Raw genomic sequence first — 14,659 nt, 5'->3', positions numbered from 1 at the left:
CGCTCTATGGCGCTTTTCGGGAAACTGTAAGATTCAGTAGATATGAAAATTGGTAGTTTAAACATATAACCATTCGATCTGGAAGAACAGCGTAGACAAGCATATAATAATTATATCGGCTGATCCTTCGTGATTAGCTGAAACATTGTGATGTTGCGGTCATAGTGGCTTGGGGTCCCATCCTGATTGCGCACCCGAATCATCTCGCTGCTGAACAATTCGATATATCCACAGCCTATCTCACAGTATACGCCTGTAGGGTCTTCTTGCCAGACCGAAACGAGGTGTTGAGATAACGCTGCGGTAAAAAATTCGATGTTTTTTTGCAATACGCGTGGCGTTTTCTTGGGTTCCATAACGTAAATCCTCCCTATATCATGCCATGTGCAAATCAGCAATTGAACGTGGCTATTCGTTGGTTATTACACATCATAATGAACTTAAACAACTCAAAAAGGCATGTTCGTCATTCTATTCTATGAAACAGACGTAAACACTGTACCGCTTAATGCTATTTTTGTAAAGCATCCGTTTGACCTTTTCAACATCCATTTTGTGTTTACACACATTTTACATTGCGTTAACACTTCTGTGATGCTAGTGCGTTTCATCTAATAGTACAATAAAGGGTAACTATACTGCATGAAATTGATGGAGGCCATATGTTGATAGAGAGTCAGAAGAAGGATAAAGCCGGGTCAGAACGTTACTTTAATCGAGATTTAAGCTGGATTGAATTTAATCGCCGTGTGCTCCAGGAGGCACAGGATGCAGATACACCATTGCTGGAAAGAGCTAAATTCTTAGCAATTGTGTCCAGCAATTTGGATGAATTTATGGCTGTTCGTGTTGCAGAGACGCGCGAGAAGATCAAGGCGGGTTTTATGCAAAAGGATTTTACGGGATATACCCCGTCCGGTTTGTACAAACGGCTGATCAAGCGCACCGTCTCCATGGTATCCGAGCAATACCGGACCTATCGTGATATTTCTCGCCTATTGACGAAAAAAGGTCTTTTATTGCTTGAATATAATGACTTAAATACGACACAGCGCAAGTCGCTGGATGCATATTTTCATGAAATTATATTTCCGGTGCTCACGCCGATGGCGGTCGATCAGAGCCGCCCTTTTCCGCTGGTTCACAATAAATACGTATATTTGGCAGTTGTCTTGAGCCGCCCGGGGGATACGGAGGAGGATAAGCCGCTGTTTGCCATTGTGCAGGTGCCTTCCAATATTCCACGTGTTGTTTCGGTGCCATCACGTTCCAATAGTAAGAAGAAATCATTTATTTTAATTGAGGAATTGATTAAGCATCATATACAAACGTTGTTCACCGGATATATTCCCGAGGCAGTTCATGCCTTTCGGGTGACGCGTAACTCTGATTTGTCCATTAATGAGGAAGAGATCGAAGATTTGCTTGAAGAGATTGAAAAAGAACTGCGTCGAAGACGGCGGGGAGCACCGGTCAGACTGGAAGTGGAGAAAGGAATTAATCCCTTCGCCCTGACAGAGCTTCAACGCGAATTCAAGCTATTCGATCATGTGTTTGAGATCGATGGGCCGTTAGACCTGACATTTTTGTCGTCTTTTGCAGATCATTTGGAGGGATATTCACATCTGAAATTTCCGGCAATCAAACCATTGTATCCGGAAGAACTGCCTCCGCAAGAGGATATCTTTAACGTACTTCGCAAACGGGACGTGCTTGTGTACCATCCGTATGAATCATTCGACGCGGTAACTGATTTTATCATTGAGGCATCAGAGGACCCGGATGTGATGGCGATCAAGATGACCTTGTACCGGGTCAATGGCGAATCGAAGCTCATTCCGGCGCTCGCGCGTGCGGCAGAATCGGGCAAGCAGGTGACAGTAGTGGTGGAGCTCAAGGCGCGTTTTGACGAGGAACGTAATATTGCTTGGGCGCGTACGCTTGAAAAAGCTGGTTGTCATGTAGTATATGGGTTGGTCGGTTTGAAGACGCACGCCAAAATCATTCTGGTGGTACGCCGTGAGCGTAATGTGCTCAAACGATACGTGCATGTGGGAACTGGTAACTACAATGAAAGCACAGCACGTGTATATACGGATATCGGATTGTTCACAGCGGATCCGGTGCTGGGTGAGGATGCCTCTGAGCTGTTCAATGAAATCACGGGTTTCTCGGCGCTCAAAACCCCGCAAGCTTTCACCGTAGCGCCGACGGGCATGAAAAATAAGCTGTTTGAACTGATCCGCAGGGAAGCGGAGCAAGCACTTGCAGGTAAGCCAGCCCGTATTATTGCCAAAATTAATTCCTTATCCAATCAGGAAATGATTGATGAACTATATGCGGCTTCTCAAGCAGGTGTAAAGATTGATTTAATTATTCGAGGCGTCTGCTGTTTACGCCCTGGCGTGGAGGGCTTTAGCGAGAACATTCGGGTTATCAGTATTGTCGACCGTTTCTTGGAGCATTCCAGACTGTTCTACTTTGAAAACGCAGGTCATTCGGAGTTATTCTTGTCTAGTGCGGATTGGATGACACGCAATCTGACTCGGCGGATTGAGCTGATGTGCCCGATTTATGATGACCGAATCAAGGAAATGCTGGTGGATATTTTACGCTTATCCTTGAAAGATAATGTGAAGGCGCGCCAGCTTTTGCCTAATGGCAACTATCAATTTGTAGCAAGAAACAACGAAGAGGCTCCCATCAGGAGCCAATTCGAAGCGATGAAGGTTAAAAACTGGAAGAAGGAAGAATGGACCACGACAACGTAAGATTCCAGGCTTTTTGAAAATCTTTTGCGACCGCCACCAGATCCCGTTGCTCCAGGATCGGTTCACTCTTGCTTTCCAGACGAATATGCAGCGCATCGTCCCCAGTTGTGGGATGGATGCTGGTGATAATGCCAGATTCGCTGCGATCCATGCCGATGGTTAGCTGGAGCAGCGAGCCGAGCCGATGCACACGTTCTTCATCGGAAGGCTCCAAAATATCTGCATGGGTGCGGAGCAAGCGGGGGGTCCGGTTTTTGGGGTGGTAATCAGCGATCAGCGCGGCTAGCACCGTTTCCCGGTGAGATAAACCGCCAATGCCCGCGTGCAAGATCCAGAACACGGAATGCTGGCGGAAGTGATAGTAATTTAAGGCTGCACCTGTTTTGTAAAGAGTGGCTGCGGTCAGTAGCAAACGTTTGTCCATAGCTGTGGAGGTTCCTTCAGTTAAGGTGTCATAAAGTTGGACAGCGTACTCGTTAACCCGCTTGACATGCGCTTCGCTAACCGGGACAGCAAATGACAGGATATTGCGAATGGACGCGATCAGCGGATTAGCCACCACAGGCTGTTCAGCGTTGACCAGCTCATGGAACAGACCGTCTCGCAGACCCGCTCCACTGACCAAATAGGCGGAGCCTTGAGCAGCTTCAAATATCGTTTTTAATATAATGAGACCCGGTACGATAATGTCGGCTCTGTCTTTGGACAGGCCGGCTGTTTTTTTGCGTTTTTCATAAGGAAGATGGGGCAGACTGCTATAGAAATAATCGACATCTTCTGTTGTCATTTCGTAATGGTGCGTCACAGGAAGCGAGTAATCCCGCCGTTTCTGATTGATTTTAGCCAAAGTACGGAGGGTTCCACCCAGCCCGATAAACGGCAGACCCGGATTGGTGAAGATCCAATCATGGTTTTGCAGTGAAGAACGGACAAAGCTCTCCATTTCCTCAATCTGTCCGGGAGACCATTCGCCGTTCTTGACCTCGCGTCCAAAGCGCCAATTCATATTGACTGCGCCAAAGGGAAATGAAACCGTATGCAGTCGTGTCCGATCACGGAATAGCGTAATTTCGGTACTGCCGCCCCCGATGTCAATAATGATTCCGTCATTCACATTCATTGTATTCACTACGCCCAGAAAACCCGCATAGCCCTCTTGTTCCCCGCTAAGTATTTCCAGCGTTAAACTGGTCTCTTCTGCAATCCATTGGACAATTTCATCCGAATTCGCAGCATTGCGGATGGCGGCTGTCGCTGCTGCACGCATTCGAACAACCCCGTGCATACGGCACACCTCCATAAACTGGCGCAGTAATGGAGCGATGCTGCGTATGGCTTCTCGTTCCATGCGGCCGTTGGCCCCAACCTTTTCGCTCAGCCGGGCAGCTTCTTTGCACTCCTGCACAATTCGATAAGCTCCTGTATCTGTCATTTCATAGATCACGAGACGAATGGAGTTTGAGCCAATGTCCATGATGCCAATTTTGCTATTCATGAGTTGACCTCCTTGTTGAAAGAAACAATCTGTCAGCAAATTCAACTGCTCCGTTCCAAATGGGATTCAGATTATTGTCATTGTACCAGTGTTGTCTGGTGCATGCTACCGTTCGTGATGATCTTGTCGAAATAGACACATGATCCTGACAATCATCCAAGAATAGCACATGCCTGTTGAGTATGTATAAGTATACCTGACGGCGAAAGGAGAGAATTAGATGAGACAACTCGCAAGCAAATGGCTAAAGACAAAGGCGCTGCTCCATGATTCACATACCGCCGTTTATATACCGGAAACCTGTCTATATAGTGAAGATCAATTGCGCATGATGCTGCGGCGACATGCTTTTGTATTTATCAAACCCGTGGAAGGCGGCGGAGGAATCGGTGTCATGCGCGTGGCAAAAGAGGGTAGGGGTTACACCTGTACACGTATGGAGCAAACACATCGGTTCAGCCATTTTAGAGCGCTTGTGGCGGGAATCAATAAGCTCCGAATCCAACGTCCGTATCTCATTCAGCAAGGTATTCAGCTGGCCAGTATCCAAGGTAGGCCTGTTGACTATCGAGTCAAAGTCGTGAAAGAAGGGCCAAAATGGAATTTTCGTGCGGTAGTAGCGCGTCATGCTCGTCCTGGACTGGTCATTACGAATCTCTGCAGGGGGGGAACCTTGCTGAAAGGAACAGAGGCGCTTCGGATGATATATCCCCGGCGGTTAGCTTCACGAAAGCGGCGAGAGATCATTAATCTTACGCAGCGCTGTATTCCTATACTCGAAAGAAGATTTCCCGGGATCGGACAACTGGGATTTGATTACGGGCTTGACCAGAATGGACGGATATGGATTTTGGAGGTAAACACAAGGCCTCAATAATTTATGTTTTTTCAAAATTCTTCATTGAAAATCCATTAAAATTTAATATATTTGTATAAACATAAAAAAAATTTTTTTTGCGTTTAATCGCCAAAATTCTGTGTATAAATATTGTCCACATTATCCCCTGTCACATATAAGGGGTAACGACACTTACCAACAATTTATACACAGGATTTCCACAATTGTCTGTGGATAACAGAACGCTTGTTCCGTTTTTGGTATTTTGATAGAATAGATTTTGAAATAAAAGGAAAGGTTGTGTCGAGGATGGCTATGCTGACGGATGAAATGCTTTTGGATTCCTATCAGATGGCAATCGAGCTTAAACTTGAATGTGACTTCATTGCACTGTTGCTGGCTGAAATTCACAAAAGAAAGCTAGAGATGAATACAGCCGTAGTCCTTCATTAGACCGGACAAGCTCTCGTACTGCGACCGTAAAGTCATTCAGGGTTCGGATGGCTTTACGGACAATCACTGCAACGAATAGGCACACCGTGAAAAAGGGTATTTCACTCCAGAGATTCAAATCTGGAGTAAAATACCCTTTTTTGTCATAGTCTAAATTAACTACATTTTCATGTTACTGCTGTGACCAGGAGACAACTTGGCGTCTGGGTCCACATAGACCTTGGCGTTGTTGACTGCTGTAGGAGCTTCACCAAAGCCAACCGCAATCAGCTTGAGCTTGCCTGGATAAGTGGTAATGTCTCCTGCAGCGAAAATGCCGGGAATATTCGTCTCCTGACGAGAATCGACCACGATGGAGTTATTTTCGATTTCAATTCCCCATTCAGCAATCGGACCAAGTGTGGATACAAATCCAAAGTTAACGATGACATCGTCCACTTCAATTTCCTGAGTTTCTTTGGTTTTTACATGAGCAAGAGTGACCTTTGTAATCGTGTCTTCTCCATGTAATTCTGTAATTTCCGTTGGTGTAATCACGTTTACTTTGGAAGCGAGGAGGTTTTCGACACTGTGTTCATGCGCGCGGAATTTGTCACGGCGGTGAATCAATGTAACCTGTTCTGCAATCGGTTCCAGCATAAGGGCCCAGTCTACAGCAGAGTCACCGCCACCACTGATTAGCACTCTCCGGCCTGCAAATTTGCTCAGGTCGCTAACAAAGTAATGCAGGTTTGTTTTTTCGAAACGTTCCGCACCTGGAAGCTCCAGTCTGCGCGGCTCGAAAGCACCCACGCCAGCGGTAATAATAACCGCCTTACCATGATACTCGCCACCTTTATCTGTTTTTACGATGAAGTGGCGTTCTTCCTTCTTCTCTAACGAAACGACTTTCTCTTCTAGCTGCACCTCTGGATTAAAGTGGTTCATTTGTTGAACCAGATTGTTCACCAGTTCTTGTGCAGTCACTTTAGGAAAGCCCGCAACGTCATAAATATATTTTTCAGGATAAAGGGCTGCAAGCTGGCCGCCCAGTTGGGGCATACTTTCAATTAAGGTGACGGATGCCTGACGCATTCCTCCGTAAAAAGCGGCGAAAATACCGGCTGGACCGCCTCCAATAATGATCAGATCGCGGATCTCCGCACCTGTGGATTGAGCTGTCACTCTAAAAACACCTCCGAAAGGGATAGTATGAATTGTAGATATTGAATCAGCCGCATAGAGGTTCAGATAGCCGCCGAACGTATGATTCACTGCTTATCATTATAAACTGCTGGGTTCTTCTTGCAAAGTTAAAGCGATTAAAATTTGATGAAGACTTTCTGGTGAGTATAAGTTAACCGTGTTGAGAGAAAAGCTGTGAATATTGTATGATTATGGATATTGGAAGGGGTAGACGCATGAGCAGTATTCCCAAAATTGTCATTGTGGGCGCCGGATATGGAGGTATCTTGACGGCTCAGCAATTGCAAAAGGAGCTCAAGCACAATGAGGCAACTGTCACGCTAATCAACCGTCATGATTACCACTATATTACGACTCATCTTCACATGCCCGCGGCAGGCACGGACACGATTGAGCATTCGAGGATTCCAATTGCGGAGCTAATCGATGAGTTCAAGGTGGATCTAGTCAAAGGAACAGTTAAGGAAATCATACCAAAGGAGAGAAAGATTGTGCTGGAGGATGGCTCGCTATCCTACGATTATTTGGTCATCGGATTAGGCGGGGAGCCGGAGACATTCGGTATTCCGGGGATGGATCAATTCGCGCTGACGATTCGCAGTATTAACTCTGTGCGCTTGATTCGTGAGCATATTGAATACCAACTGGCCCTGTATAAAAATGACGGTAAGCCAGGTCGCCTAAATTTCGTCGTAGGGGGCGCTGGTTTTAGTGGTATTGAATTTGTAGCGGAGTTGGCGGATCGGCTGCCACAGCTGGCTAAAGCTTACGACATCGATTTTAACCGAATTCAAATTATTAACGTCGAGGCAGCTCCTACAGCGTTACCAGGGTTTGATCCTGAACTGGTGGAGTATGCGATGGATGTCCTCAAGCGTAAAGGAGTTAACTTCCGTATCGGAGTACCTGTTAAGGAATGCTTGCAGGATGGTGTAGTTGTCGGTGAGGGTGAAAAGATTGAAGCCTGTACGGTCGTTTGGACGGGCGGGATACGGGGCAACAGTTTGATCGAGAAAGCCGGATTTGAAGTGATGCGTGGAAGGGTGAAAATCGACGATTTTCTGCGTGCACCGGGTCACGATGATATCTTCATTATTGGAGACAGTTCACTGATGTTTAATCCCGAAGGACGCCCTTATCCACCGACTGCCCAAATTGCTATGCAGCAAGGAGTGCTTTGTGCCAAGAATCTGGCCGCTACGCTCCGCAACAAGGAGTTGCACAAGTTCGTATTCTCCAACAAGGGCACAGTTGCCTCACTTGGGAAAGGCGAAGCCGTGGCTGTAGTGGGTAAACGCAAAATCAAAGGTTGGGTGGCTGCACAATTGAAAAAAATTGTGGATCTCCGCTACCTGTTCATCATTGGCGGCATTCCACTGGTACTGAAAAAAGGGCGGTTTTTCTAATCTCAGGCAAGTAGTCAAGATACACCAAAAAGTAATAAGAGCAGAAAAAAAGGTTTCCACGACTCTTGTAGAGCCGGGAGACCTTTTTTGTTTTGCTCTTCTTTTCTATTATTGGGCCTTACAGCTTCAGCATGTCTTCAAATGTTTCTTCGTTCAACACGCTGCCGACATAGAAGGAGCCGAATTCACCGTAACGGGCACTCACTTCATCAAAACGCATTTCGTAAATTAGCTTCTTGAATTGAAGTGCGTCGTCGGAGAATAATGTTACGCCCCATTCCCAATCGTCAAAGCCGATGGAGCCTGAAATGATTTGCTTTACTTTGCCAGCATAGCTGCGTCCAATTAAACCATGGCTGCGCATCAGGGTACGACGCTCGTCCATCGAAAGCATGTACCAGTTGTCGTCCAGATCACGTTTCTTGTTCATTGGATAGAAACAAATATAACGAGCCTTGTTTAATACAGGCTTCAGGCGTGCGACAATTTGTGGATTTTGCATTGGATCTTCTTCCTTGCTCAAATAATTACTCAGTTCTACCACACTTACATAAGAATAAGTTTTGGTCGTATATTTGGCGAAGGTTGTTTTGTTAAATTCATTTTCCAATTTATTAAGGTCTTCCAGCGTTTCACGCAGGTGCAGCATAACAAAATCAGCCTTTTGTCCGACTATAGTATAGACGGCCGAGCTGCCCAGACCTGCTTCCTCGGTCACGCTCCATTCCTTCATAAACTCTTGAAGCTCGTCCAGTGCTCCTGCGCGCTCTTCATCGTCTGCGGTTTTCCATGCCGTCCAGTTGATGGACCGGAAATCGTGAAGTGCATACCAGCCTTCCAATGTGGAAGTTACTTCGTTGGGTGTTGCTGGGGTTTGTTGAGGTTGATGTTGATTCACGATCTACACTCCTTTAAGATCTGTAAATGTAATCGGCTTAGCCGAAATATGTGTACTTCTGTATATCGTTCCTGCATCCAATACGTGATGTTTAACCATTATATTGTAGCTCAATTTGGAGCTTTTCACCAATGAAAGAAGTGTGAAGAATATTATTTTTCCATGATGCAGGTCACAAAAGTCATAAAATAGTTAGTATTCTCGAAAAAAGAAGAACTCGGACGAATGCGGCTGCCAAAAAGGAGGACAATTGCCCTTATTTTGTTGGTCCCACCCGAGGGCAAGTATGATAGAATAGAAAAACATCTTGGAGAACGTTATGTCAGGAAAGGAAGAATGTCGGAATGCGGATGAAAAACCTGCTGCACTATACTGAGAACCACCGCTACTGCGTTTATCGGGAATTTGGCTTGAGCGCGTTGGATGAATTGATGCTGGGAAGTGTCTATCAGCCGATGGTAGGCGCATTTGCGGTCAGTCTATATCGACTGTTGTTCCAGCATGTGCCAGTCGGACAGATCGGTTATTCGCCGTTGGAACAACAGCGTCGACTTTTTCTGACACTGGGACTGGAGCCAAGTGAGAAGGGACGCAAGTATTTGATTGAGCAGACCTCCAAGCTGGAGGCTGTCGGTCTGTTGCAGACGTCCAGGCTGTATGCACCCGAAACGGACGATTATATGTATGAATATGAGATGCAGCCGCCGCTTGCACCTGCTGAATTTTTCAGAACGCAGCACCTCACCCTTTTGTTGAGAGACAAAATCGGTAAGTTTGCAGTGCTTTCTCTGAGAGAATCGTTGTGGAGCAGGGAATCTAGCGAATGGTCGCAATCTTCCTATAATAAAGAGAATATTTCGGTTCCGTTTTATGAGCTGTTTGAACTGAACACCCATGTTATCGATTATGAGCTGGAACAAGCGCTGTCCGAGGTGTCCACAAGCCGCCAGACTGGAGCATTAGCGTCCGAATCGGAGGAAGCATTGAATTATGCTGATATTATTCTTCGTTTTCCGCGTGAATCTGCCAATCGCAAGCATGTGGAGCGTCTTCGGTTTGAACACGAGCAATTAGGTATGGTCAATTACGTGGTCCGCAAATTTGACCTCTCTGTACAGGATATCAGCCGCTTGCTGGATGAGGACGGCATTTTTACCGAAGCAGGCGACTTGCTGCTCGACGAGCTTCAGCTTCGGGCTAGCCAGCACTCCAGGCAGGAACGGAAGCGTCAGGAGGAGCAGCAGGTGCAGGCCGCCAAGGTGGTTGCTCTGCGCCAGAGGGAAACTTCCATACCTGAAGAACCACCTGCAGAGCAGGCTGTGGAGATGGAGTTTTATGTAGAGGTCCCACCACAGTTTACGGCCAAGTGTGACATTCACCAATATAACATGATGCTGCGCAACGAGCCTTATCGCCGTTTGCTGCAAACCTTTTTCCCCGGCACGGTTCCCGGTAACCTGCTGGATATATTCGAGAAGATTGATATCAGCTATAAGCTGCCTGGTGAAGTCATCAATGTGCTGATCCATTATTTAATGTCACTGCTCGTATCGGGGAGCGATCAGCGGATTAACCGCAACTTTGTCGAGGCCGTTGCCTCCAACATGCTGCTAAAGCAGATAAACACTTACGAAAAAGCCGTTCAATATATAAGGGATCAAGCCAAGGTAAAAGGAAAACAGTCTACTGCTGCTTCCGGGGGCCGATCCCGCACGTATGCCAAAAATAATGGTCCTGCCAAGCCATCTATTCCGATCGTACAAGATCAGCCTTCCGAGGAAACCGTATCCGAGGAAGAGCTGGATGAACTGCTCCGCCTGGCCGAACGAATGCAATCCGGCAAACAAAAAAAGGTGTAGCGAAGCCAATTCAATAATGTGTCGATTTTATGGCGGCCGTCAGCGGAGCGTATCTCCCGCTCCATAACTCTGCACATTTTAGAAAGGAGGAGCGTTCTTGGAATCACTCGGTGATTTGCTTCAGCAGATGCAGAACCCTTCGTTTCGCCAACGCACTCGCAGTGTAGCCGATCAGGTTCTAAATGATCCGCTGGTGAAGGAATTTTGCGCTGCACACCCTGATGTGGACGAAACGCAATTGCGACTTAATATGAGCATGCTCTTTCAGTATACCCGGGATCGTCGAAATTGCGACAATTGTCCGGGGCTGGAACGGTGTCCTAACGATTTTCAGGGTCACTTTTGCAAGCTGGGCGTGGAGTACCCCAATGGAACAGCGGAAATTGTGGACATTCGGACTCCGTGTGCCAAGCTGGTTTCTTCCCAGCATGAACAACGGGTGCGTCAGCGAATTAAAAGCTTTTATGTGGATGAGCGTGCGCTGTTGGAAGGCTATAATGCCGTTGAAATTGCGCGCAAGGATTTGCAGCGAGTACCTGCAGTTAATCAAGTATTCCGCTATATTGAAGAAACTAAAAGCCAAGGCTTGTTAAAAAAAGGGCTATACCTGGAAGGTACGTTTGGTACGGGTAAAACCTTTTTAATGGGCTATCTGCTACACGAGTTAGCTCTATCGGGTTTTAACGGTGTGATTGTGTACATGCCTGATTTTGTGGAGGACTTAAAGTCCATGATACAGGATGGGCAGAAGCTTAAGGAAACGACCGAAATGCTTAAAAATTGTGATCTGCTCGTATTTGACGATATTGGTGCTGAAAATTTGAGTCCATGGGTACGGGATCATGTAATGGGCTCCATTTTAAATTACCGAATGAACCGCAAACCGACCTTCTATACTTCCAACTACTCACTGCAAGGGCTAGAGAAGCATCTTAGCTTTACAAGCAAAGACGGAGAGGAAATGTACAAGGGACAACGCTTGATGGACCGGATTCGTCCTTTTGTAGATGTTATTACCGTTAAGGGGAAAAATCAGCGAGGTTAAGCGTTCATTCATCTGCTCTTTTGATATCTTACAATTAAAAAACTATTGTGATATAATTAAAAGGTGTCGAATCAGACATTACAGGTTATAATAATCTTGACTTTTCTATAAAGGAGGAATATACAATGGCAATTGTTAACGTGTCCGATCAATCCTTCAACGCAGAAGTCGAAGGCACAGGAACCGTTTTGGTTGATTTTTGGGCGCCATGGTGCGGTCCTTGCAAAATGATCGCTCCAATTCTGGAGGATCTGTCCACAGAAGTTGGCGATAGTGTCAAAATCGCAAAGGTGAACGTGGATGAAAATCCAGAGTCTGCTTCCCGTTTCGGCGTAATGAGTATTCCTACCCTGATCGTCTTCAAAGACGGACAGCCTGTTGATAAAGTGGTAGGTTTGAACTCCAAAGAAGCATTGAAAAGCATGCTTACCAAACACCAATAATCATGGAATGTAACCCATGCTCCTATGGGGGCTTGGTGGAGCGCCATGAACAGTTAATGCCTCCGGTTATATATACCGGGGGCGTTTTTGTGCATTATTCCTATATAATATAAGTAGTGATGGAGCAGTTATTAAGAATTAAGAATGGAAGGAGGAACCGGGCGAATGAAATCCTATGCGGAGGACTTGCAGAACCAGGAGAAGGCGCTGGAGAATATACGGCACAAATTAGCATTGCTGCCGGATGCATCAGGCTGTTACCTGATGAAAAACAGCGAAGGCACCATCATTTATGTCGGCAAGGCCAAAGTGTTGAAAAACCGGGTCCGTTCCTATTTTACAGGTAGCCATAATGGCAAGACGCAGCGACTAGTTGCCGATATTCGTGATTTTGAATATATCGTTACAGGCAGCAATATGGAGGCGCTCATTCTGGAGTGCAACCTTATTAAAAAGCACCAACCACGTTATAACGTGCTGTTGAAGGATGATAAAACTTTCCCGTACTTGAAAATTACGAACGAGGCACACCCCAAGCTGGAGGTAACCCGTCGCGTTCTGAAAGATAAAGCGAAATATTTTGGACCCTACCCCAATTCATATGCGGCACATCAGACGAAAAAGCTGTTGGATCGTATGTACCCGTTACGCAAGTGTGGTGTAATGCCAAAAGAGGTGTGTCTGTATTATCATATGCATCAGTGCTTGGGACCTTGTGTGAAAGAGGTCGAGAAGGAAACCTATGACCAGATCAGTCAGGAGATTGGTTCCTTTTTAAGCGGAGGGCATGAGGAGATTAAAAAGGATCTTCAGCGCAAAATGCAGGAGGCCGCAGAGGAATTGTATTTTGAGCGTGCCAAGGAGCTGCGGGATCAGATTATTAGCATCGACGCAATGATGGAAAAGCAGAAAATTACCACCTCCGATGCGAAGGACCGGGATGTATTTGGCTTTTCGGTAGATAAGGGCTGGATGTGTGTACAGATCCTATATGTCCGCAAGGGGAAAATGATTGAGCGTCATATGTCGACTTTTCCTTTCTATGGTGAAGCGTACAGCGATTTTATGTCCTATGTGACGCAATATTACAGTGACAACCCGGCAGTGCCGCAGGAGATATTGTTGCCGGATTCTTCTAAGCTGATGAAAGAAAAATTGACGGATGTGGATCAACCGATCGCAGCAGATACTGAACTTTACAGTGCAACTACAGCGGGAACTACCGGGATTACAGATGAGAAAGCATTACAAACGGAGTCAGACCTTTCTGCTGACCCACTGCGGGTAGCCGATGCACGAGCATCTTATGCAGAAACAGAACCAGAAACAGAAACTCAACTATCCGGTGGATTGGAGGACCCATCTGCGGCAGCTCTCGCTCTGGCTGAATGGTTGGATGTAAAAGTACTTGTGCCACAGCGTGGGCTGAAAAAGCAAATGACGGGTATGGCGACGGAAAATGCACGTGTTGCATTGGATGAGAAGTTTAAGCTGATCGAGCGCGATGAAGAGCGGACATCCAAAGCTGCAAGCAATCTGGGACGTGCCATTGGGCTGGATAGTCTGCATCGGGTAGAGGCGTTTGATAATTCCAACATTCAGGGTTCCGATCCAGTCTCAGCTATGATCGTATTCATTGACGGCAAGCCTGCGAAGAAGGAGTATCGAAAATACAAGATCCGTTCTGTGCAGGGACCCGATGACTATGAAACGATGCGCGAGGTTATTCGGCGTCGATATGAACGTGTACTGAAGGAAAATCTGGAGCGTCCCGACTTGATCATTGTCGATGGTGGACGTGGACAGATAAAAGCGGCAACCGATGTATTGGAAAATGAATTAGGATTGTTTATTCCTGTATGTGGTTTGGTGAAAGACGCCAAACACAGAACTTCCCAACTACTGAGGGGGGAAACATTAGAGGCCGTGACACTTGCACGCAATAGCGAGGAATTCTATCTGCTGCAACGGATTCAGGATGAGGTTCACCGTTTTGCCATTACGTTCCACCGCGAGCAGCGCGGCAAATCAATGGTAACTTCCCAGTTGGATTCCATTCCGGGCATCGGAGAGAAACGGCGTAAGTTGTTGCTTAAGCATTTTGGATCGCTCAAAAAAATAAGAGAGGCCAGCGTCGAAGACTTCCGGCCTCTCTCTATTGGGGATAAGCTTGCTCGGCAGATTATAGCTGCCCTTCGGGAAGAGGAGTCGTAGGATACGGCTCCTCTTTTTTTAGATTATAGAATTATAAATTTTCAGCAGAGCT

At 46.4% G+C, this 14,659-nt stretch carries 12 protein-coding genes; 8 read left to right on the top strand and 4 right to left on the bottom strand.

Features of this window, described 5'->3' with window-relative positions:
* Nucleotides 1-110: 110 nt before the first annotated feature.
* Nucleotides 111-356 carry a hypothetical protein gene (locus FKV70_RS15910; RefSeq protein WP_007431922.1) on the bottom strand — a complete coding sequence of 82 codons (246 nt, stop codon included), beginning with the start codon at nt 354-356 and terminating at the stop codon, nt 111-113.
* Nucleotides 357-662: 306 nt separating this feature from the next.
* On the opposite strand from FKV70_RS15910, the gene ppk1 reads away from it, so the two are divergent.
* Nucleotides 663-2,771 carry a polyphosphate kinase 1 gene (gene ppk1 / locus FKV70_RS15905; protein WP_063209515.1) on the top strand — a complete coding sequence of 703 codons (2,109 nt, stop codon included), beginning with the start codon at nt 663-665 and terminating at the stop codon, nt 2,769-2,771.
* Here ppk1 and FKV70_RS15900 read toward each other — a convergent pair.
* Complete coding sequence (locus FKV70_RS15900) at nt 2,731-4,266, bottom strand: Ppx/GppA phosphatase family protein (RefSeq protein ID WP_142613453.1); 1,536 nt, start codon at nt 4,264-4,266, stop codon at nt 2,731-2,733. The genes ppk1 and FKV70_RS15900 overlap by 41 nt on opposite strands.
* A 220-nt stretch (nt 4,267-4,486) precedes the next feature.
* Between FKV70_RS15900 and FKV70_RS15895 the strand changes: the two genes are divergently transcribed.
* Nucleotides 4,487-5,143, top strand: a complete 657-nt coding sequence (locus tag FKV70_RS15895; protein ID WP_142613452.1) for a YheC/YheD family protein — start codon at nt 4,487-4,489, stop codon at nt 5,141-5,143.
* 270 nt (nt 5,144-5,413) lie between these two features.
* Nucleotides 5,414-5,557 (top strand): sporulation histidine kinase inhibitor Sda, encoded by a 144-nt coding sequence (gene sda / locus FKV70_RS15890; RefSeq protein ID WP_023990158.1) that lies wholly within the window; start codon nt 5,414-5,416, stop codon nt 5,555-5,557.
* Nucleotides 5,558-5,716: 159 nt separating this feature from the next.
* On the opposite strand, the gene FKV70_RS15885 is transcribed toward sda, so the two are convergent.
* Complete coding sequence (locus FKV70_RS15885; protein WP_063209510.1) at nt 5,717-6,721, bottom strand: NAD(P)/FAD-dependent oxidoreductase; 1,005 nt, start codon at nt 6,719-6,721, stop codon at nt 5,717-5,719.
* Nucleotides 6,722-6,957: 236 nt separating this feature from the next.
* Between FKV70_RS15885 and FKV70_RS15880 the strand changes: the two genes are divergently transcribed.
* On the top strand, nt 6,958-8,148 hold the full coding sequence (locus FKV70_RS15880; RefSeq protein WP_063209507.1) for an NAD(P)/FAD-dependent oxidoreductase: 1,191 nt from the start codon (nt 6,958-6,960) through the stop codon (nt 8,146-8,148).
* Nucleotides 8,149-8,266: 118 nt separating this feature from the next.
* Here the strand turns inward: FKV70_RS15880 and hemQ are convergent, their stop codons facing one another.
* A complete protein-coding gene (gene hemQ / locus FKV70_RS15875; protein ID WP_013372883.1) occupies nt 8,267-9,046 on the bottom strand; it encodes a hydrogen peroxide-dependent heme synthase in 780 nt (259 codons plus the stop codon).
* Nucleotides 9,047-9,390: 344 nt separating this feature from the next.
* Here hemQ and FKV70_RS15870 point away from each other — a divergent pair, with 344 nt between their 5' ends.
* The 4 genes from FKV70_RS15870 to uvrC all read left to right on the top strand — a co-directional run bounded on the left by FKV70_RS15870 (nt 9,391) and on the right by uvrC (nt 14,607).
* Nucleotides 9,391-10,905: a replication initiation and membrane attachment family protein gene (locus FKV70_RS15870; protein WP_142613451.1), complete on the top strand. Its 1,515-nt coding sequence runs from the start codon at nt 9,391-9,393 to the stop codon at nt 10,903-10,905.
* Nucleotides 10,906-11,002: 97 nt separating this feature from the next.
* Complete coding sequence (dnaI, locus tag FKV70_RS15865) at nt 11,003-11,950, top strand: primosomal protein DnaI (RefSeq protein ID WP_063209503.1); 948 nt, start codon at nt 11,003-11,005, stop codon at nt 11,948-11,950.
* 125 nt (nt 11,951-12,075) lie between these two features.
* On the top strand, nt 12,076-12,393 hold the full coding sequence (gene trxA / locus FKV70_RS15860) for a thioredoxin (RefSeq protein WP_010347861.1): 318 nt from the start codon (nt 12,076-12,078) through the stop codon (nt 12,391-12,393).
* Nucleotides 12,394-12,558: 165 nt separating this feature from the next.
* Nucleotides 12,559-14,607 (top strand): excinuclease ABC subunit UvrC, encoded by a 2,049-nt coding sequence (uvrC, locus tag FKV70_RS15855; RefSeq protein ID WP_142613450.1) that lies wholly within the window; start codon nt 12,559-12,561, stop codon nt 14,605-14,607.
* The last annotated feature ends 52 nt before the right edge of the window (nt 14,608-14,659 follow it).

This window comes from Paenibacillus ottowii (genome assembly GCF_006874425.1).
GTDB classification, from domain to species: domain Bacteria; phylum Bacillota; class Bacilli; order Paenibacillales; family Paenibacillaceae; genus Paenibacillus; species Paenibacillus ottowii.
Note: the sequence above shows the minus strand (reverse complement) of the source record. Positions and strands in the feature narration are given on the sequence as shown.